Source organism: Pseudomonas sp. 8(2025) (assembly GCF_052665325.1).
In genome coordinates this window covers 57792-77458 of the sequence record NZ_JBQOIE010000004.1, presented here as the reverse complement: position 1 = coordinate 77458, position 19667 = coordinate 57792, and the positions used below count along the sequence as shown (strand labels likewise).

The following is a 19667-nucleotide window of genomic DNA, read 5'->3' as shown; positions in this document are numbered from 1 at the left end:
AACAACAATAACCGTCCTTCTGCAGCCCTCACCGGCGCAGGACAGGAGTGAACGATGAAACCCTGCAGCAAAGCCCTGCTCCTCACCACCTGCATGACCCTCAGCAGCGTCACCCTTGGCGCCCAGACCCTGACCATCGCCACCGTCAACAACAGCGACATGATCCGCATGCAACGCCTGTCCAAGACCTTCGAGGCCGAGCACCCGGACATCAAGCTGAACTGGGTGGTGCTGGAAGAGAACGTGCTGCGCCAGCGCCTGACCACCGACATCGCCACCCAGGGCGGGCAATTCGACGTGCTCACCATCGGCATGTACGAAGCCGCACTCTGGGGCGCCAAGGGCTGGCTGCAACCGATGCAGGACCTGCCGGCCAACTATGAGCTGGACGATGTCTTCCCTTCGGTGCGCGAGGGCCTGTCGGTCAAGGGCACTCTCTATGCCCTGCCGTTCTACGCCGAAAGCTCCATGACCTACTACCGCACCGACCTGTTCAAGGAGGCCGGCCTGAGCATGCCCGAGCGGCCGACCTGGGAGCAGATCGGCGAATTCGCCGCCAAGCTCAACAAGCCCGACCAGGAGCAATACGGTCTGTGCCTGCGGGGCAAGGCCGGCTGGGGCGAAAACATGGCGCTGATCACCACCCTGGCCAACAGCTACGGGGCGCGCTGGTTCGATGAGAAGTGGCAGCCGGAGTTCACCGGGCCGGAATGGAAGAACGCCCTGACCTTCTATGTCGACAACATGAAGAAGTCCGGCCCACCGGGGGCTTCGAGCAACGGTTTCAACGAAAACCTGGCGCTGTTCAACAGCGGCAAGTGCGCGATCTGGGTCGACGCCAGCGTGGCCGGCTCTTTCGTCACCGACAAGAGCCAGAGCAAGGTCGCCGACCATGTAGGCTTCACCTACGCGCCGCACCAGGTCACTGACAAGGGCAGCGCCTGGCTGTACTCATGGTCCCTGGCGATCCCCGCCAGTTCCAAGGCCAAGGACGCCGCCAAGACCTTCAGTGCCTGGGCCACATCCAAGCAGTACGCCGCGTTGGTGGCCGAGAAGGATGGCATCGCCAATGTGCCGCCGGGTACCCGCGCCTCCACCTACAGCGAGGCCTACATGCAGGCCGCGCCGTTCGCCAGGGTCACCCTGGAATCGCTGAAGGTCGCCGACCCGAGCAAGCCCACCCTAAAGCCCGTGCCCTACGTCGGCATCCAACTGGTGACCATCCCCGAGTTCCAGGCCATTGGCACCCAGGTCGGCAAGTTGTTTTCCGCCGCCCTGATCGGCCAGACCACGGTGGACCAGGCCCTGGCGGCCGCGCAGCAGAGCACCGAACGGGAAATGAAACGCGCCGGCTACCCGAAATAACCCGGCTCTCCCTGTAGGAGCCGGCTTGCCGGCGAAGAGGCCCTTGAGTCTTGCGCAGTGTTCAAGGGCGCCTTCGCTGGCAAGCCAGCACCTACGGGCAGCCCGGCCGTGCCAGCGCCGTGTCGCGCCCCCCTGTACCCAACTGGTTGTGACCCTTATGAATACCTCGACTGCCAAGCTGCATGTGCAACCGCAGGCGGCGCCTCGCAAAAGCCGCCTGGCCAACCCCGGCTGGTTCCTGGTCAGCCCCTCGGTGGCGCTGTTGCTGCTGTGGATGATCGTGCCCCTGGGCATGACCCTGTACTTTTCAGTGATCCGCTACAACCTGCTGTACCCCGGCGAGAACCAGTTCGTCGGCCTGGAGAACTTCAGCTACTTCCTCAGTGATTCGGGCTTTGTGCCCGGGGCCACCAACACCCTGTTGCTGGTGGGCAGCGTACTGCTGATCAGCGTGGTGTTCGGGGTACTGATCAGCGCCCTGCTGGAGGCCAGCGAGTTCCTCGGCCGGGGCATCGTCCGGGTGCTGCTGATCTCGCCGTTCTTCATCATGCCCACGGTGGGCGCGCTGATCTGGAAGAACCTGATCTTCCACCCGGTGTCGGGGATCCTCGCCGCGCTGTGGAAACTGTTCGGCGCCCAGCCGGTGGACTGGCTGGCGCACTACCCGCTGCTGTCGATCATCGTCATCGTTTCCTGGCAGTGGCTGCCGTTCGCCATCCTGATCCTGATGACCGCCATGCAGTCCCTGGACCAGGAACAAAAGGAAGCCGCGCGCCTCGATGGTGCCGGGCCCATCGCCATCTTCTGGCACCTGACCCTGCCGCACCTGGCCCGGCCGATTGCCGTGGTGGTGATGATCGAGACCATCTTCCTGCTGTCGGTGTTCGCCGAGATCTTCACCACCACCAACGGTGGCCCGGGCTATGCCTCCACCAACCTGGCGTACCTGATCTACAACCAGGCCCTGGTGCAGTTCGACGTCGGCATGGCTTCGGCCGGCGGGCTGATCGCCGTGGTCATCGCCAACATCGCCGCGATCATCCTGGTGCGGATGATCGGCAAAAACCTGACTGACCAGAGCTGAGGTGGCCGCCATGACCCTGCAACAATCCCGACGCCTGCAAAGCCTGCTACTGGGCACCCTGGCCTGGGCCATCGCGATCCTGATCTTCTTCCCGATCTTCTGGATGGTGCTGACCAGCTTCAAGAGCGAGATCGACGCCTTTGCCACGCCGCCGCAATTCATCTTCACGCCAACGCTCGAGAACTACCTGCACATCAACGAGCGCAGCAACTACCTGGCCTTCGCCTGGAACTCGGTGGTGATTTCCTTCAGCGCGACCGCCCTGTGCCTGCTGATCGCGGTGCCGGCGGCCTACTCCATGGCCTTCTTTGAAACCCGCAACACCAAGCGCACCCTGCTGTGGATGCTCTCCACCAAGATGCTGCCGCCGGTGGGCGTGCTGATGCCCATCTACCTGCTGGCCAAGAGTTTCGGCCTGCTGGATACGCGCGTCGCGCTGATCGTGATCTACACCCTGATCAACCTGCCGATCGTGGTGTGGATGGTTTACACCTACTTCAAGGACATCCCCCGGGACATCCTCGAAGCCGCCCGCCTGGACGGCGCCACACTGGCCCAGGAAATGCTGCGGGTGCTGATGCCCATCGCCAAGGGCGGCCTGGCCTCCACTGCACTGCTGTCGCTGATCCTGTGCTGGAACGAGGCCTTCTGGTCGCTGAACCTGACCTCTTCCAACGCCGCCCCGCTGACCGCGCTGATCGCCTCCTACTCCAGCCCCGAAGGGCTGTTCTGGGCCAAGCTCTCGGCGGTCTCGACCCTGGCCTGCGCGCCGATCCTGATCTTCGGCTGGATCAGCCAGAAGCAGCTCGTACGCGGCCTGTCCTTTGGCGCGGTGAAGTAACCCTAGAATTCTGGAGACATCCCATGGCTCACCTGAAAATCAGCAACCTGCAAAAAGGCTTCGAAGGCTTCGACATCATCAAGGGCATCGACCTTGAGGTGAACGACAAGGAGTTCGTGGTCTTCGTCGGCCCCTCGGGCTGCGGCAAGTCCACCCTGCTGCGGCTGATCGCCGGGCTGGAGGAAGTCAGCGGCGGCAGCATCGAGCTGGACGGTCGCGACATCACCGAAGTCAGCCCGGCCAAGCGCGACCTGGCCATGGTGTTCCAGACCTACGCCCTGTACCCGCACATGAGCGTGCGCAAGAACATGTCCTTCGCCCTGGACCTGGCGGGGGTCGACAAGGCCCTGGTGCAGCAGAAGGTCGACGAGGCGGCGCGCATCCTGGAACTGGGGCCGATGCTCGAACGCAAGCCCAAGCAGCTGTCCGGCGGCCAGCGCCAGCGCGTGGCCATTGGCCGGGCCATTGTGCGCAACCCGAAGATCTTCCTGTTCGACGAACCGCTGTCCAACCTCGATGCCGCCCTGCGGGTACAGATGCGCCTGGAACTGGCGCGCCTGCACAAGGAACTGCAGGCCACCATGATCTACGTGACCCACGACCAGGTGGAAGCCATGACCCTGGCAGACAAGGTGGTGGTGCTCAATGGTGGCCGGGTGGAACAGGTGGGCTCGCCCCTGGAGCTCTACCATCGCCCGGCCAACCTGTTTGTCGCAGGCTTTCTCGGCACGCCGAAGATGGGCTTTCTCAAGGGCCGCATCAGCCACGTCGACGGCCAGGGCTGCGAAGTCCAGCTGGATGCCGGGGCACGCCTGCGCCTGGAGCAGAGCGGTGCGCAACTGAGCCCGGGCAGCGAGGTGACCCTGGGCATCCGCCCCGAGCATCTGGAGCTGGGCGAGCCCGGCCCGGGCAGCCTGGCAGTTACCAGCGACGTGGCCGAGCGCCTGGGCAGCGACACCTTCTGCCATGTCCGCAGCAGTTGCGGTGAAGCCCTGACCCTGCGTATCCGCGGTGACCTGGCGAGCCGCTACGGCGAACAGCTGCACCTGCACCTGGCCCCCCAGCACTGCCATCTATTCGATGCCCAGGGGGTCGCCGTGTCCCGCCCCTTGCGCGCCGCCGCCTGACCCCAGAGAACCCTGCATGAAACTCAAACGCTTGAACCTCAGCCAACTGCCGCCCCAGGTGCGGGTACCCGCCTACACCGTCACCGCCACCCGCCAGGGCATCGCGCACATTGGCGTCGGCGGCTTTCACCGGGCCCACCAGGCCTATTACACCGATGCCCTGATGAACCTGGGCCAGGGCCTGGACTGGAGCATCTGCGGGGTCGGCCTGCGCTCCGAAGACCGCCGCGCGCGGGACGATCTGGCCGGCCAGGACTACCTCTACACCCTGTACGAGCTGGGCGATGGCGACGACCACGAGGTGCGGGTGATCGGCGCCATCAGCCAGATGCTGCTGGCCGAGGACGACGCCCAGGCGCTGATCGACAAGCTGGCCAGCCCGGAGATCCGCATCGTCTCCCTGACCATCACCGAGGGCGGCTACTGCATCGACGACAGCACGGGCGAGTTCATGCTGCACCTGCCGCAGATCCAGCACGACCTGGCCCATCCGCAACAGCCACGCACGGTATTCGGCTTTCTCTGCGCGGCCCTGGCCCTGCGCCGGGCCGCGGGGATCCCGGCCTTTACCCTGATGTCCTGTGACAACCTGCCCCACAACGGCGCGGTGACCCGCAAGGCGCTGCTGGCCTTCGCCGCCCGCCGCGACGCCGACCTGCATGACTGGATCGAGCGCCACGTGAGCTTTCCCAACGCCATGGTCGACCGCATCACCCCCATGACCAGCACCGCCCACCGCCTGCAACTGCACGATGAGCACGGCATCGACGATGCCTGGCCGGTCGTCTGCGAGCCCTTTGTGCAGTGGGTCCTGGAAGACAAGTTCTGCAATGGCCGGCCGGCCTGGGAACAGGTCGGCGTGCAGTTCACCGACGACGTCACGCCCTATGAAGAGATGAAGATCAAGCTGCTCAACGGCAGCCACCTGGCCCTGACCTACCTGGGCTTTCTCAAGGGCTACCGCTTCGTCCACGAAACCATGAACGACCCGCTGTTCGTCGCCTACATGCGCGCCTACATGGACCTGGACGTAACCCCGCAACTGGCGCCGGTACCGGGCATCGACCTGGCGGCCTACAAGGACACCCTGGTCCAGCGCTTCTCCAACCAGGCGATCGCCGACCAGCTGGAGCGGGTGTGCAGCGACGGTTCGTCGAAGTTTCCCAAGTTCACCGTACCTACCATCAACCGGCTGATCGCCGATGGTCGTGATACCGAGCGTGCGGCCCTGGTGGTGGCGGCCTGGGCCCTGTACCTCAAGGGCGTGGACGAGAATGGCCTGAGCTACCGGGTTCCCGACCCGCGGGCCGAGTTCTGCCAGGCCCTGGTGGCCGACGATACCTTGCTGACCCAGCGTTTGCTGGCGGTGGAAGAAATCTTCGGCTCGGCGATTCCCCATTCCAGCGCGTTTGTCGATGCTTTCGAGCGCTGCTTCAACAGCTTGCGCGAACATGGCGTGAGCAAGACGCTGGAGCGGTTGTTGGCCAGGCCCGTGTAGCCGCTGCCGCAGGCTGCGAACGGCCTGGGCGGCACTGCGTCGAAGGAGATGCGGCGATTACAAGGACGCTGCAGGTTCGGCTGCAGATCGCCAGGCAAGGACCTGCGGGCCTTAGCGCAGCCTCGCCGCAGGCTCGGCAGCGGCTACAGCTCGACAATAATCACCCACACCAGGAGCGACGATGACTCAACCCGCGCTTTTTCTCGGCCTCGACTGCGGCACCCAGGGCACCAAGGCGCTGATCCTCGACAGCCGGAGCGGCACCGTCCTGGGCCGGGGCGCCGCGCCCCACAGCCTGATCAGCGGCGCCAATGGCTGCCGCGAACAGGATCCCGCGCAGTGGCTGCAAGCCTGCACCAGCGCCACCCGGCAGGCCTTGCAGGCGGCCGGGGTGGATGGCCGGCAGGTGCTCGGTGTCGGGGTTTGCGGCCAGCAGCACGGTCTGGTGCTGCTGGATGACCAGGGCCAGGTGCTGCGCCCGGCCAAGCTGTGGTGCGATACCCAAAGCAGCGCCGAAAACCAGCGCCTGCTGGACTGGCTGGGGGGCACCCAGGGCTCCCTGGAGCGCCTGGGGCTGGCCATTGCCCCGGGCTACACGGTGTCGAAACTGCTCTGGACCCGGGAGCAGCACCCGGAGCTGTTCCAGCGCATTGCGCATATCCTGCTGCCCCACGACTACCTCAATTTCTGGCTGACCGGGCGCTGCTGCAGCGAGTACGGCGATGCCTCGGGCAGCGGCTATTTCGATGTGCGCAGGCGCGACTGGGACCGCGCCCTGCTGGCCCATATCGACCCCAGCGGGCGCCTGGAGCGGGCCTTGCCGCCGTTGCTCGAAGCGCACCAGCCTGTGGGCCGGATCCTTGCGCCGGTCGCCCGGCAACTGGGGATCAGCGCGGATGCCTGGGTGGCCAGCGGCGGAGGCGACAACATGCTGGGGGCCATCGGCACCGGCAATATCCAGCCCGGAATCATCACCATGAGCCTGGGCTCCTCCGGCACCGTGTATGCCTACGCCGAGCGCCCGTTGATCAGCCCCGAGCCTTCGGTGGCGACCTTCTGTTCGTCCAGCGGTGGCTGGCTGCCGCTGATCTGCACCATGAACCTGACCAACGCCACCACCCTGGTGCGCGAACTGCTGGGCCTGGACCTAGCCGCTTTCAACCAGCGGCTGGAGCAGGCCCCCATCGGGGCCGAGGGGCTGTGCCTGCTGCCGTTCTTCAACGGCGAGCGAGTGCCCGCCCTGCCCCAGGCCCAGGGCAGCCTGCACGGCATGACCCTGGACAACCTGACCCCGGCCAACCTGTGTCGCGCGGTGGTGGAAGGCACCACCTTCGGTTTGCGCTACGGCCTCGACCTGTTGCGCGCAGCGGGCCTGCACAGCCAGAGCATCCGGCTGATCGGCGGCGGTGCGAAAAGTCTGCTGTGGCGGCAGATGGTCGCCGATATCATGCATGCCCCGGTGATCTGCCCCCGCGAGGCCGAAGCCGCCGCATTGGGCGCGGCGATCCAGGCAGCCTGGTGCCATGGCCGGCAGGACGATCCGGACCTGGACCTGCAACAACTCTGCGAGCGCTGCGTGCGCCTCGACCCGGGCAGCGAAACCCAGCCCCGGGCCGAACACGTGGCGGCCTACGAACCGGTGTACCAGCGCTATCGACAGCAACTGGCAAGCCTTTGAAGAGCGAATGACTATGTATCTGGTGTGTGGCGAAGCGCTGTTCGACTTTTTCAGCGCGGATGAGGCCGGGGCCCCGGCCAGTAAAGTGGCGTTCCAGGCGATCGCCGGGGGCTCGCCGTTCAACGTGGCAGTGGGCCTGCGCCGCCTGGGCGTCGATGTCGCCCTGCTGGCCGGGCTGTCCCGGGACTACCTGGGCCAGCGCCTGCGGCGGGTGCTGGAAAACGAAGGCGTGGATACCCGCTACCTGCGGGAATTCGACGCCCCCACCACCCTGGCCATGGTGGCCGTGGGCGCCGATGGCTCGCCCCACTACAGCTTTCGCGGCGAGGGCTGTGCCGATCGCCAGTTGCAAGAAGAGCACCTGCCGCAGCTCGACGCACAGGTGCGCGGGCTGCATATCGGCTCGTTTGCCCTGGTGGTGCAGCCGATTGCCGATACCTTGCTGGCCCTGGTGCGCCGTGAGCGGGGGCAGCGGCTGATCAGCCTGGACCCCAACGTACGGCTCAACCCGCAGCCGGATATCCAGCTGTGGCGCCAGCGCATCGCCGAACTGGCCGGCCATGCCGACCTGATCAAGGTCAGCGACGAAGACCTGGCCCAGCTGTACCCCGGGCAGGCGCCCGAGACGCTGATCCGGGGTTGGCTGCAAGGCAACGCCCGGCTGGTGTTCCTGACCCGTGGCAGCCAGGGCGCGACGGTGTTCAGCCGTGGGCATGGCAGCTGGTCGGTGGACGCGCCCCGGGTGGAGGTTGCCGACACCGTGGGCGCCGGAGATACCTTCCAGGCCGCGCTGATCACCTGGCTGACCGAGCAGGGCCTGGATTCCCCCCAGGGCCTTGAACAGCTCGATCGCGAACAGACCGACGCCCTGCTGCGTTTCGCCGTCAACGCCGCGGCCCAGACCTGCACCCGCACCGGCCCGGACCTGCCGTACCGGCATCAACTCCCGTAGCCGCCGGCTTGCCGGCGAAGAGGCCCGCAAGCCTTGCGCAATTGCGGCTACCGCCTTCGCTGGCCAGCCAGCTTCTACCAGAGTCGTCGGTCAGAGCAGCGAGAAGTTGTAGCTGACGATCAGGCGGGTTTCGTCCATGTCGCGGGCGATCTTCTGGTAGTTGCTGCGGTAGGTGGCGTTGCGCAGGCGCAGGCTCACGTCCTTGAAGGTGCCGCTCTGCACCACGTACTTGAGCTCGCTGTCGCGCTCCCATTCGCGGCCTTCGCGCAGGCTGCCCGGGACCTTGATGTGGTCGCCGCTGACGTAGCGGGTCAGGAAGCTCAAGCCGTTGAGGCCAATGGCCTTGAAGTCATAGTCATAGCGCAGTTGCCAGGAACGCTCCTGGATCGCAGCGAAGTCGTTGACCTGCACGTAGTTCACCAGGTACGGGTTGCTGCCATCCAGGTAAGGCATGGAGTTGTCGCCGTACATGCGCTGCCAGCCGGCACTGAACACGTGCCCGGCCACGCCGTAGCCGAGCATGGTGCTCAGGGCGCGGTTGTCGATGCCGCCGGCGCGCTCGGCGCCGGTGTCGGCACTCTTGAGCAGGCGCAGGTCGCCTTTGAGCACGCCGGGCCCCAGGGGCTGGTTGGCCAGCAGGCCGACAAAATGCTGACGGTAGATGTCTTCCAACTCGGCGTAGTGGTACTGGCCGGTCAGGCGATCGTTGAACTTGTAGTCCACCCCATAGGTGTCGAAGTGATCCGCCGTGGTGTTGCAGGCGTAGCGCTTGTTCTTGCAGTGCACGCGGATGTCCTGGGCATCGCTGGAGTCCCGTGCGGTGTAGCGGTTCAAGCGGGCCGCGGTCAGGGTCAGGTCCTTGACCTCCCGGGAAGTCAGCACCGCGCCGTTGAACATGGTGGGCAGCAGGCGCCCGTCGTTGTACTTGAGCAGTGGCAGGTCCGGCAACTGGGCGCCGTACTTGAATACCGTCTGCGAGACCCGGACCTTGGCGGTCAACCCCAGCTTGGCGTACTGGTCCGCCGAGCCCCGCGGGTCGTGACCGCTGGAGGGCAGCAGGCCGCTGTTGCTGCGGTCGGGGCTGGAGTCGAGCTTGATCCCCAGCATGCCCAGGGCGTCCAGGCCGAAACCCACGGTGCCCTCGGTGTAGCCCGATTGCAGGTTGAGAATAAAGCCCTGGGCCGATTCTTCACGCTTGGATGCGCCCTGGTCGGTGCTGGTGTGGCCGTCGCGAAAGTCCCGGTTGAAGTAGATCGTGCGCGATTCCAGCTTGGCGCTGCTGTCTTCGAAAAAACCCGCCGCATTGGCCAGGGGGGCAAAACCCGCGCACAGCACGGCAGCGCCGAGGCCCAGCAATGGGCACGGATTGAGTAAGGGGAAAGGGGGACGCATGAACAGGCTCCAGCAGCAAATCAGTGACGCGAGGTAAAGAAAAAGACCCAGGTGAAATTCATCCAGCGAATCTGTGACCGCCAGCTGAATTGATTGAATCAATGAAGACCGGCAATGATGGCAGATAGCCCCTACCCTCCCAACCCGACTTTAGTCTGACGCCCGCCTGGTCATAACCGGCGCTACCCGTCCCGCCTTGCCAGCCATATCTTTGAAAAAACCGATCAATTTCAACAGTTTTCAAGCTGCAGAAAAGCGTCAAAAAAACTGTCCGACTGCTCAGCTTCACCTTCGGAACCCAGGATGCCGTAGCAGGTAATGTCAAAAAGGCATTAGCTTTTCGTCTCACCGCACTACCGTTCGTCGGTTTTTTCAGTCATTTATTAACAAAAACCAACTATTTGACGCTTTCCATGATGACCATCATGAAGACGCTTAACTAATTGTTTTTAAACATTATTTTATTCATCGAAAAATAAACAAAACACAGCTGTCATTTATGTAACACAGCAAAACGTCAATTAAACGTCTCGGCGTTATGGTAGTGTCAAAAAAAGAGCGTGATAGCGGCAATGTGCCATACGCCTTTTCAGAAGGTGAGAACCACCCTCACCCCAACACTCATCATGGACGAGGTCGTTCCCTTGGAAGTCAGCGTTTTTGGTACTGGCTATGTTGGCCTGGTGCAAGCAGTTGCCCTGGCCGATGTCGGGCATAACGTGGTCTGTGTCGATATCGACAGCCACAAGATCGCCCAGCTGCAACGTTCTATTCCGCCGATTCACGAGCCGGGCCTGGCGACCCTGATCGAAGAGAATCAAAAGGCCGGCCGATTGCACTTCACCACCCAGGCCAGCGATGCAGTGGGCCACGGCAAGGTGATTTTCATCGCGGTCGGCACTCCCTCCAACGAAGACGGCTCCGCCGACCTCGACCATGTCCTGGCGGTGGCGCGCAACATTGCCTGCCTGATGTTCAGCGACAAGACCCTGGTGATCAAATCCACGGTGCCGGTGGGCACCGCCGATCTGGTGATCGAGACCGTCGCCGAACAACTGGCAGACCTGGGCAAATCCGAACTGCGGGTGCACGTGGTCTCCAACCCGGAGTTCCTCAAGGAAGGCTCGGCCGTGGCCGACTGCATGCGCCCGGACCGGATCATCGTCGGTTGCGCCGACGACCTGCCCCGCCAGCAGTTGAGCGAGCTATACGCGCCCTTCAACCACAACCATGACCGCCTGATGTTCATGGACAACCGCAGCGCCGAGCTGGTCAAGTACGCGGCCAACGCGATGCTCGCCACCCGCATCAGCTTCATGAACGAGATGGCCAACCTGGCGGAACGCCTGGGGGTGGACATCAATGCCGTGCGCAAGGGCATCGGTGCCGACCCGCGCATCGGCTACCACTTCATCTACCCCGGCGCCGGCTTCGGCGGCTCGTGCTTTCCCAAGGACCTGCGGGCGCTGATCCACACCGCAGAAAGCCACGGGCTGGAACCGCACATGCTCAAGACCGTGCGCGACGTCAATGAGCAGCAGCGCCATGTGCTGTTTCGCAAGCTCAAGGCGCACCTGGGGGACAACCTGCAGGGCAAGGTCATCGCGCTCTGGGGCCTGGCCTTCAAGCCCAACACCGACGACATGCGCGAAGCCACCAGCCGCTACCTGATGCAGGCACTGTGGGAAGCCGGGGCCAAGGTCCAGGCCTACGACCCGGAAGCCATGACCGAATGCCGGCGCCTGTACGGCTACCGCGATGACCTGCAACTGTGCGCCACCCGTGACGACACCCTGCAAGGCGCCGACGCGCTGGTGATCTGCACCGAATGGAAGGCCTTTCGCGTGGTGGACTTCACGCTGCTGCGCGAGACCCTCAGGGATCGCCTGGTGGTCGACGGCCGCAACCTCTACAACCCGCAACAGGCAGCGGATGCCGGCCTGCATTACCTGAGCATCGGCCTGCCCTACCGTGTACCGGAGGCATTGCGCGCATGAATATCCTGATCACCGGGGCCGCCGGATTCATCGGCGCCCATACCGCACTGCGTTTGCTCAAGGATGGGCACCAGGTCACCGGGCTGGATAATTTCAACGACTACTACGACCCCCAGCTCAAGCGCGACCGGGTGCGCTGGGTGGAACGCCAGGTAGGGCACTTTCCCCTGCAGCGCCTGGACCTGGCCGACAGCGAGGGCCTGGAACGGCTGTTCGCCGAAGTACGGCCCCAGGTGGTGATCAACCTCGCTGCCCAGGCCGGGGTGCGCTATTCCCTGGAAAACCCCAAGGCCTACCTGGACAGCAACCTCAGCGGTTTCCTCAACCTGCTGGAGATGTGCCGGCGCTACCCGGTGCAGCACCTGATCTACGCCTCGTCCAGTTCGGTGTACGGGGCCAACCAGCAGACCCCGTACAAGGTCAGTGACAACGTCGACCACCCGCTGTCGCTGTATGCGGCCAGCAAGAAAGCCAACGAGCTGATGGCCCACAGCTACAGCCACCTGTTCGGCGTGCCCGCCACCGGCCTGCGCTTCTTCACGGTGTACGGCCCCTGGGGCCGGCCGGACATGTCGCCGATCCTGTTCGCCGACGCCATCAGCCAGGGCCGGCCGCTGAAACTGTTCAACTACGGCATGCACCAGCGCGACTTCACCTACATCGACGACATCGTCGAATCCCTGGTGCGCCTGCTGGGCAAGCCGCCAGTGCGCGATCCGCTGTGGGACCGGGAACAGCCGGACCCGTCCACCAGCATGGCGCCCTGGCGCCTGTTCAACATCGGCGGCCAGCGCCCGGTGGAGCTCAAGGACTACGTGGCGACCCTGGAAAAACTCCTCGGCCACAAGGCCCAGGTGGAATACCTGCCGCTGCAGCCCGGCGATGTGCTCAACACCTGCGCGGATGTCAGCGCCCTGGAAAACCTCACCGGTTTCGGCCCCCAGGTGCCCCTGGAGGAAGGCCTGCGCGAGTTCGTCCAGTGGTACCTGAGCTACTACCCGGGCGCGGCGTCCTGAGCCGCGAGACAGCCGAACGTTTTTACCCAACCCCTGCAATGGAAGTATTCCCGGTGGATATGGATAGACCTCTCTCATCGCCCGCAACCGAGGTGCCCGCCCCGCTGCACATCGACCGGCGCAACGACCCGTTCCGGCGCAAGGTCCAGGCCGCCATCGACCTGCAACAGCACGGCTGGATCACCGGCCGCGACGGCGGGCGGCCCTGGACCCTGTCGCGCAGCAAGCGCCTGACCTCGGCGCTTTTGGCCGCGGTGCTGCTGGTGCTGCTGTCGCCGGTGCTGCTGGTCGTGGCCTTGCTGATCAAGCTCACCAGCCCCGGCCCGGTGTTCTTCGTGCAGTTGCGCACCGGTTTTCGCGGCCGGCGCTTCGGCATGTACAAGTTCCGCACCATGGTGGTCAACGCCGAGGCCCTGAAGGATTCGGTGCGCCACCTGAACAAGCACGGCGCCGACTCGGTGGATTTCAAGATCGACCGCGACCCGCGGATCACTGGAATCGGCGGTTTCCTGCGCCGTACCAGCCTCGACGAGCTGCCCAACCTGATCAACGTGGTGCTCGGCCAGATGCGCATCGTCGGCCCGCGCCCCACCTCGTTCCATGCCCAGACCTACAAGGAACACCACCTCGGCCGCCTGAGCATCTACCCGGGGATCACCGGCCTGTGGCAGGTATCCGGGCGCAGCGACGTGGATTTCGACGGCCGCGTGACCCTCGACATGACCTACATCTTCCAGCAGAGCCCCTGGCTCGACCTGAAGATCCTGATCAAAACCCCTTTCAAGGTCCTCAATGGCCACGGAGCAAGTTGAAATGGCGGCAGCAACCTTTGCCAGTCTGAAGATCCAGAGCCCCAGCGAAAGCAACCTGGCGGTGACCGTACTCGACCAGGAACTGCGGGTCATCCTGCTGACCGCGGCCAACCGCAACAGCGGCGTCACCAGCAGCAGCCTGAGCATGGCCAACGAACTGGCGCGCACCAGCCGCGGCCGGGTGCTGGTGGTGGACACCAGCCTCTCGGACAGCAGCCTGACACGGCGCCTGGCCCTGGATGAGCGGCCCGGCTTCCTCGACCTGGCACTGGCCGAAACCCCGCCGCCCCTGGCCTCGTGCATCGAGAGCAGCGACGCGGTGAATTTCGACTTCCTGCCCCTGGGCCGCCGCCAGCAGTACAGCGAGCGCCTGACCCCGGAACTGCTGCGCGAACTGCTGCAGGCCCTGGCCGAGGAATACCGCTTCGTGATCATCGACGGCGACCCGGTCTACAGCAGCGGCGACATCCTCACCCTGGCCACCCAGGTCGACGGCGTGGTGCTGGTGGTGCGCAGCGAGGAAACCCGCTGGGAAGTGGCCCAGGCCGCCGCCCAGCGCCTGATCCAGGCCGAGGCCAAGTTGATCGGCAGCGTGTTCAACGCCCGCAAGTACTACATGCCCAAGTGGGTTTATGACCGTCTCTGACCGGCACAAGGACCGTGTAACCATGAACAAGCCAAGACTTTCCCTGCTGAGCCTGTCACTGCTGCTGGCCCTGGGCGGCTGCGTCAATCGCGAGCCGCAGCAGATGCCGGTGCAGATCCTCAGCGCCCCGGCCGACCAGGCACAGCTCACCGAGGTGGTGCCCATCGAGCAGGTGCTGCGGCCCCAGGACGTGCTGGACGTGATCTTCCATATCGGCACCACCAGCCAGCAGCGCTACCTCGTGCAGCCTGGCGACCAGGTGGATGTGACCTTCCTCACCGCTCCGGAACTGGGCGGCAGCAAACTGGTGCTGCCCGACGGCAGCATCGACATGCCCTACGTGGGCAATATCCAGGTCGCCGGGCTCTCCGCCGAACAGGCGCGCCAGGTCCTGGAAGCCCAATACGCCAAGGTGCTGAAGAAGCCGCAGATCAACTTTTCGATCTCCCACGCCATGGCCCAGCTGGACAACCTGCGCACCAGCCTGACCAACCCGGCCACCGGGCTTAGCCGCGAGATCGTCGTGGGCTCCGACGGCCGCGCCAGTTTCCCGCTGCTGGGCAGCCTGTCGTTGCAGGGCAAGAGCCTCAGCGAGCTGCAGACCCTGGTCAACCAGCGCTATGCCAAGGAGGTGGGTTCGGTGAGCGTCGATGTGCTGCTCAAGACCACCGCCTCCAACGAGGTGTTCGTCATGGGCGAAGTCGGCCAGCCCGGAGCCTACCCGATCCGCCGGCCGATCTCGGTGCTTGAGGCCCTGACCCTGGCCAAGGGGGCCGGCCCCACTGCACGCCTGGATTCGGTGGTGATCATGCGGCGCAAGGGCAACCAGGTCGAAGCCCGGGTCTACGACGCCGACGCGGCGCTGGACGGCAAGGCCCTGCAATTCGCCTACCTGCAGCCCGACGACATGCTCTATGTGCCCAAGACCCGCCTGGCCAAGGCCGGCGCCCTGAGCAAGCAGCTGGCGGACGTGATCATGTTCCAGGGTGTCGGGTTCAGCTTCGGCTACCGCGTCGACAACAAAGAAACGAACAACAACTGAGTTCCCTCTTGATGACCAAGATCGAAAACTACCTGCACGAGTTCCTGCTCGTGTTCTTTGTCAATCGGCGCCTGATCAAACGGGTGTTCCTGGGTTTCGCGGTGATCGCCCTGCTGCTGCCCCTGGTGCTCAAGCAGAGCTTCGAGATCACTGCCGAAGTCATCGTGCAGTCCAAGAAACTCTCGCAGACCGACGCCAACACCGTGCTCGCCCCGGACTCCGACAAGTTCATCCCGCCGTCGCTGGCGGACATGGAGACCGAGAGCAACATCCTGCGTTCACCCACGCTGATCCGCGACACCATCGACCAGTTGCGCCGCGAGGGCCAGTTCGGCGGCAGCGAGGGCCTGTTGACCCGGCTGATCGTCAAGCCGATCCGCAATGGCCTGATCGCCCCCCTGCGCAACCATGTGATCAACCCGGTGCGCGGTTTCTTCGGCCTGGCCGTGGACCCGGTGCGCGATACCAGCCTGGATGCCTTCACCGACCAGGCGGTCAAGGACCTGAAGATCGGCACCCTGCCCGGCTCCAACGTGATCTCCATCGTCTACGCCAGCCCCAATGCCGCCGAAGGCACGCGCTTTGTCGAGCGCCTGCTGGCCAACTACCTGAAGAACCGCCAGGACCTGCAATCCAACGAACTGCCCGAAGCCTTCTACGAACAGAAGAAGGCCCAGTACCAGTCGCGCCTGGATGACCTGGAAGGCAAGCGCCAGGCCCTGCTGGAAGCGGCCCACGCCTCCGACCCCAAGGAAGAGATCACCTTCCGCCTGAACGCCATCAACACCGAAGAGCAATCGCTCAACGGCTACCGCGACCAGGCCCTGGAGAACCAGCGCCGCCTGGATTACCTGCAGAAGAACCTGGCTGCCGCGCGCAAGGCCGGCCTCACCGACTACACCTTCCCCTTCGCCTTCGCCAACACCGTGGACAACGTTGCCTACGAAGACCGCGAGATCAAGCAACTGGGCGAACAGCTGACCAACCTGGTGAGCCAGTACGGCACCACCGCCGACACCTACCGCGCCGACAGCGTGCCCATGCAGCAGCAGCGCGAGCAGATCGTGCGGGCCCGGGCGCAGTTCCTCAAGGTGGTGGAAAACCGCGTGCGCGAGCGCAGCAGCGACTTGCAGATCACCCAGTCGGTGATCGCCCAGAAGACCGCGCGGATCAACGACTACAAGGCGCGGGTGCGCGACCTGCAAGAGGTCCTGAGCAAACTGCGCCAGCTGGACACTGAAATCGATGCCTTGCACAAAGCCTTCTTCACCTACACCCAGCGCTACGAAGAGAGCCGTGGCGAGCGCCTGATCAGTGGCGAGCTGTCCAACGCGCGGGTCCTGAGCCAGCCTTACGAACCCAGCGAAGCGGCGTTCCCCAAGCCGATGCTGATCATTCCCCTGGGCCTGCTCACCGGCCTGCTGCTGGCCATTGCCCTGGGCTATGTCTACGAGTTCTTCGACCATCGCTTCAAGCACCCGGCCCAGGTCAGTGATCACCTCGGCCTGCCGGTGCTGATGGTGCTCAACGCGGTCGAGCAGCCCCAGGTCAACCCGTACCCGCGCTGGACCTGGCGCTGGGCCTGGCATTGGGCCAAACAGTGAGCGACCTGAGCATGGCCGCGCAGCCTATCGTGCACCTGATCCACAGCGGCGGTTTCTACGGTGCCGAGCGAATGCTGCTGGATCATTGCCTGGGCACCCCGGGGCAGCATCGGGTGGTGTTCATCAATGCCCCCGATGCGCTGCTGCAGCGTTTCGCCGAGGCCGGCGTGGCGAGCCACAACTGCCACTGCCTGCAGGAACTGCTGGCGCACCTGCGGCAACAGCCGGGGCTGCTCAACGCGCACAACTTCAAGGCCCAGGTGTTTGCCTGGGTCTGCGCCCGGCGCCTGCGCCTGCCCCTGGTCATGACCCAGCACGGCTTCACCCCGCGTAGCCTGAAACAGAAGTTCTACACCTGGCTCAGCCTGCGCCTGTGCCGCAGCCGCCGGGTGCGCCGGGTCGCCTGCGTGGCCCAGAGCATTGCCCTGCTGCACCTGGAGGCGGGGGTCGCCGAGGGCAAGCTGCGGGTGATCCCCAACGGCCTGCCGGAGCCGGCCCTGGAACTGCCGGCGAGCCTGGACGGGCCGCCGCTGCGCGAGCCCGAAGTACGCCGCGACGAAATGGAACCCTTGGTGGGTTTCGTCGGGCGCCTGAGCGCGGAAAAAGGCCCGGACCTGTTTCTCGATGCGCTGATCGGCCTGTGCCAGCAGCGCCCTGCGCTCAAGGCCGTGCTGCTGGGCGATGGTGAACAGAACCAGGCCCTGCGCGAGCGCATCAACGAAGCCGGGCTGGCCACGCGCATCCTGCTGCCGGGCTATCAGAACGACATGCAGCCCTGGCTCAAGCGCCTGAATGTGCTGGTACTGAGTTCACGCACCGAAGGCACACCGATGATCCTGCTCGAAGCCATGCAGGCCGGCACCCCGGTGGTGGCCTTTGCCGTGGGCGGGATTCCCGATGTGCTGCAGCACCGGCACAACGGCCTGCTGGCCAAGCCCCTGGACAGTGCCGGGCTGGGGCGCTGCATCGGCCAGTTGCTGGACGACCCGATACTGGCCGGGGAGCTGGCCAAGGCCGCCCAGGTCACCCAGCGCAAGCACTATCACTTGCCCACCCTGGCTCGCCGCTGGGATGAGCTGTACCGCGTCGCCAGAGAGAGCTCCCGAGTATGATCGCCGCTCCGTTCCTGGGTTTGCTGCTGGGCCTGGCCGCACTGTTGCTGCTGGCCAGCCCCTGGCCGTTTCTTGCGCCGCTGGTGGTGGTCGGGCTGTTCGGCCTGGCGCTGCTGTACCGGCGCCCGGGCTGGGGCCTGCTGGGGATCTGCGCCCTGGTGCCCTTCGAAGGCCTGTTCAAGGACAGCGCGTTCTCCGGGGCCAAGCTGCTGGGCGCCTCGCTGATCCTGATCATGCTGTTCAAGCTGTTGCTGCGGCAGATCCCCGACACCCGCCTGCGCAGCAACCTGTGGCGGGCCCTGGGGCCATTTCTGCTGTGCCTGCTGCTGAGCATGCTGTACAGCGAGAACCTGCTGGTGTCGCTGGACAGCCTGCGGGAGCTGGCAGTGGGCCTGGTGCTGTTCTTCGTCACCCTGCTGATTGCCCGGGAAGTCAACCTGCTGATGCTCTGCCGCCTGCTGGCGGTGAGCGTGGCCATCACCTGTGTGATCGCCCTGGTATCGGCCAAGTACCAGGTGGGCGGCCGGGCCATCGGCCTGTTGCAGGATGCCAACTACTTCGCCCTGCTGATCGCCATGGCGGTGCCGCCGGCGATCTTCCTCGCCCTGCGTTCGCCCCATTGGCCGGTGCGGCTGTTCTGGGTCGGCATCAGCCTGACCCTGATGGCCGGGATGACCAAGACCGACTCGCGCTCGGGCCTGCTGGTGGTGCTGTTCACCATTGCCATCGGCGTCTGGCACTACCGCGAGCGGCTCAAGGGCCTGCGGCCCAAGCACCTGGGCTTCGCCATGTTCGCCGTTGCCATCGTCATTCCCCTGGGCATTGCCGTGCTGCCGGCGGAGTACGTGGCGCGGATCCAGTCCCTGAGCATGCTCAAGTCCGGCGCGCACTCGGCGGACACCTCCCTGGGCCGGCGCACCTCCTACCTGGTGGTGGGCGGCCAGATGATCCGCCAGAACCCGCTGCTGGGCTCGGGCCTGGGGACCTTCCCGATCCACTACGCGCAGACCGGCTTTGCCAGCAGCTTCTCGGAAAACATGAACGAGCCGGACCTGTTCCGCCGGGCCCACAACACCTACCTGGAGCTGTTCAGCGAGCTGGGCATTCCCGGCGGCCTGAGCTTCGTGGCGCTGATGCTGATGGGCCTGCGCAACTTCGAACGGGCGCGCCAGGGCTTTCTTGCCCGGGGCCAGCGCGAACAGGCCGATATCGCCACCCACCTGGGCCTGAGCCTGTTGGCCATGGCGGTGTTCCTGCTGTTTCTCAGCGCGCCGAACCACAAGTACCTGTGGATCTTCCTGGCCCTGTCCAGCGTCCTGCGCCTGCAGGCAGAAGACGCTCCCGTGCCGCGCCCGGCCCCGGCCTGACAACGCCGCGTGTAGCCACTGCCCCAGGCTGCGACAAGGCCCGAAGGGCCTTCTGGCCCCCAGGAGCAGCACCGACAGAACAGCAACACCGCGCCCTCACCCGGCGCCCACGACAACAACGCAATCTGGCCAAG

At 65.0% G+C, this 19667-nt stretch carries 16 protein-coding genes; 15 read left to right on the top strand and 1 reads right to left on the bottom strand.

What is annotated here, in order from left to right; translation table 11 throughout:
- Window positions 1–93 precede the first annotated feature (93 nt).
- The 7 genes from ACUXVH_RS10090 to ACUXVH_RS10060 all read left to right on the top strand — a co-directional run bounded on the left by ACUXVH_RS10090 (window position 94) and on the right by ACUXVH_RS10060 (window position 8545).
- Window positions 94–1365, top strand: coding sequence for an ABC transporter substrate-binding protein (locus ACUXVH_RS10090; protein WP_255313437.1), 1272 nt, complete (start codon window positions 94–96; stop codon window positions 1363–1365).
- Window positions 1366–1522: 157 nt separating this feature from the next.
- A complete protein-coding gene (locus tag ACUXVH_RS10085) occupies window positions 1523–2449 on the top strand; it encodes a carbohydrate ABC transporter permease (protein WP_011061358.1) in 927 nt (308 codons plus the stop codon).
- 10 nt (window positions 2450–2459) lie between these two features.
- Window positions 2460–3290 (top strand): carbohydrate ABC transporter permease, encoded by an 831-nt coding sequence (locus ACUXVH_RS10080; RefSeq protein ID WP_065364721.1) that lies wholly within the window; start codon window positions 2460–2462, stop codon window positions 3288–3290.
- Between the two features lie 23 nt (window positions 3291–3313).
- A complete protein-coding gene (locus tag ACUXVH_RS10075; RefSeq protein ID WP_065364090.1) occupies window positions 3314–4417 on the top strand; it encodes an ABC transporter ATP-binding protein in 1104 nt (367 codons plus the stop codon).
- Window positions 4418–4433: 16 nt separating this feature from the next.
- Window positions 4434–5915, top strand: coding sequence for a mannitol dehydrogenase family protein (locus ACUXVH_RS10070; protein WP_019093973.1), 1482 nt, complete (start codon window positions 4434–4436; stop codon window positions 5913–5915).
- Window positions 5916–6096: 181 nt separating this feature from the next.
- Window positions 6097–7593, top strand: coding sequence for a xylulokinase (gene xylB / locus ACUXVH_RS10065; RefSeq protein ID WP_065364091.1), 1497 nt, complete (start codon window positions 6097–6099; stop codon window positions 7591–7593).
- 13 nt (window positions 7594–7606) lie between these two features.
- On the top strand, window positions 7607–8545 hold the full coding sequence (locus ACUXVH_RS10060) for a carbohydrate kinase family protein (RefSeq protein ID WP_065364092.1): 939 nt from the start codon (window positions 7607–7609) through the stop codon (window positions 8543–8545).
- 90 nt (window positions 8546–8635) lie between these two features.
- On the opposite strand, the gene ACUXVH_RS10055 is transcribed toward ACUXVH_RS10060, so the two are convergent.
- Window positions 8636–9937 (bottom strand): OprD family porin, encoded by a 1302-nt coding sequence (locus tag ACUXVH_RS10055; protein WP_445494682.1) that lies wholly within the window; start codon window positions 9935–9937, stop codon window positions 8636–8638.
- A gap of 644 nt (window positions 9938–10581) precedes the next feature.
- Here ACUXVH_RS10055 and ACUXVH_RS10050 point away from each other — a divergent pair.
- Genes ACUXVH_RS10050 through ACUXVH_RS10015 form a run of 8 tightly spaced genes read left to right on the top strand, consistent with a single transcriptional unit; the run spans window position 10582 to window position 19533 of the window.
- Window positions 10582–11934, top strand: a complete 1353-nt coding sequence (locus ACUXVH_RS10050) for a UDP-glucose dehydrogenase family protein (protein WP_011061365.1) — start codon at window positions 10582–10584, stop codon at window positions 11932–11934.
- A complete protein-coding gene (locus ACUXVH_RS10045; protein ID WP_011061366.1) occupies window positions 11931–12950 on the top strand; it encodes an NAD-dependent epimerase in 1020 nt (339 codons plus the stop codon). Before ACUXVH_RS10050 ends, ACUXVH_RS10045 begins: the two co-directional genes overlap by 4 nt.
- Before the next feature lie 59 nt (window positions 12951–13009).
- Window positions 13010–13762, top strand: a complete 753-nt coding sequence (locus ACUXVH_RS10040; RefSeq protein ID WP_019093969.1) for a sugar transferase — start codon at window positions 13010–13012, stop codon at window positions 13760–13762.
- 1 nt (window position 13763) lies between these two features.
- The gene (locus tag ACUXVH_RS10035; RefSeq protein ID WP_011061368.1) at window positions 13764–14408 is read left to right on the top strand and encodes a CpsD/CapB family tyrosine-protein kinase; all 645 of its coding nucleotides are present in this window, start codon (window positions 13764–13766) and stop codon (window positions 14406–14408) included.
- A gap of 22 nt (window positions 14409–14430) precedes the next feature.
- Complete coding sequence (locus ACUXVH_RS10030; protein ID WP_065364093.1) at window positions 14431–15450, top strand: polysaccharide biosynthesis/export family protein; 1020 nt, start codon at window positions 14431–14433, stop codon at window positions 15448–15450.
- An 11-nt stretch (window positions 15451–15461) separates the two neighbouring features.
- On the top strand, window positions 15462–17054 hold the full coding sequence (locus ACUXVH_RS10025) for a GumC family protein (protein WP_065364094.1): 1593 nt from the start codon (window positions 15462–15464) through the stop codon (window positions 17052–17054).
- Between the two features lie 11 nt (window positions 17055–17065).
- The gene (locus ACUXVH_RS10020) at window positions 17066–18166 is read left to right on the top strand and encodes a glycosyltransferase family 4 protein (protein ID WP_051003307.1); all 1101 of its coding nucleotides are present in this window, start codon (window positions 17066–17068) and stop codon (window positions 18164–18166) included.
- Window positions 18163–19533 carry an O-antigen ligase family protein gene (locus ACUXVH_RS10015; RefSeq protein WP_065364095.1) on the top strand — a complete coding sequence of 457 codons (1371 nt, stop codon included), beginning with the start codon at window positions 18163–18165 and terminating at the stop codon, window positions 19531–19533. Before ACUXVH_RS10020 ends, ACUXVH_RS10015 begins: the two co-directional genes overlap by 4 nt.
- The last annotated feature ends 134 nt before the right edge of the window (window positions 19534–19667 follow it).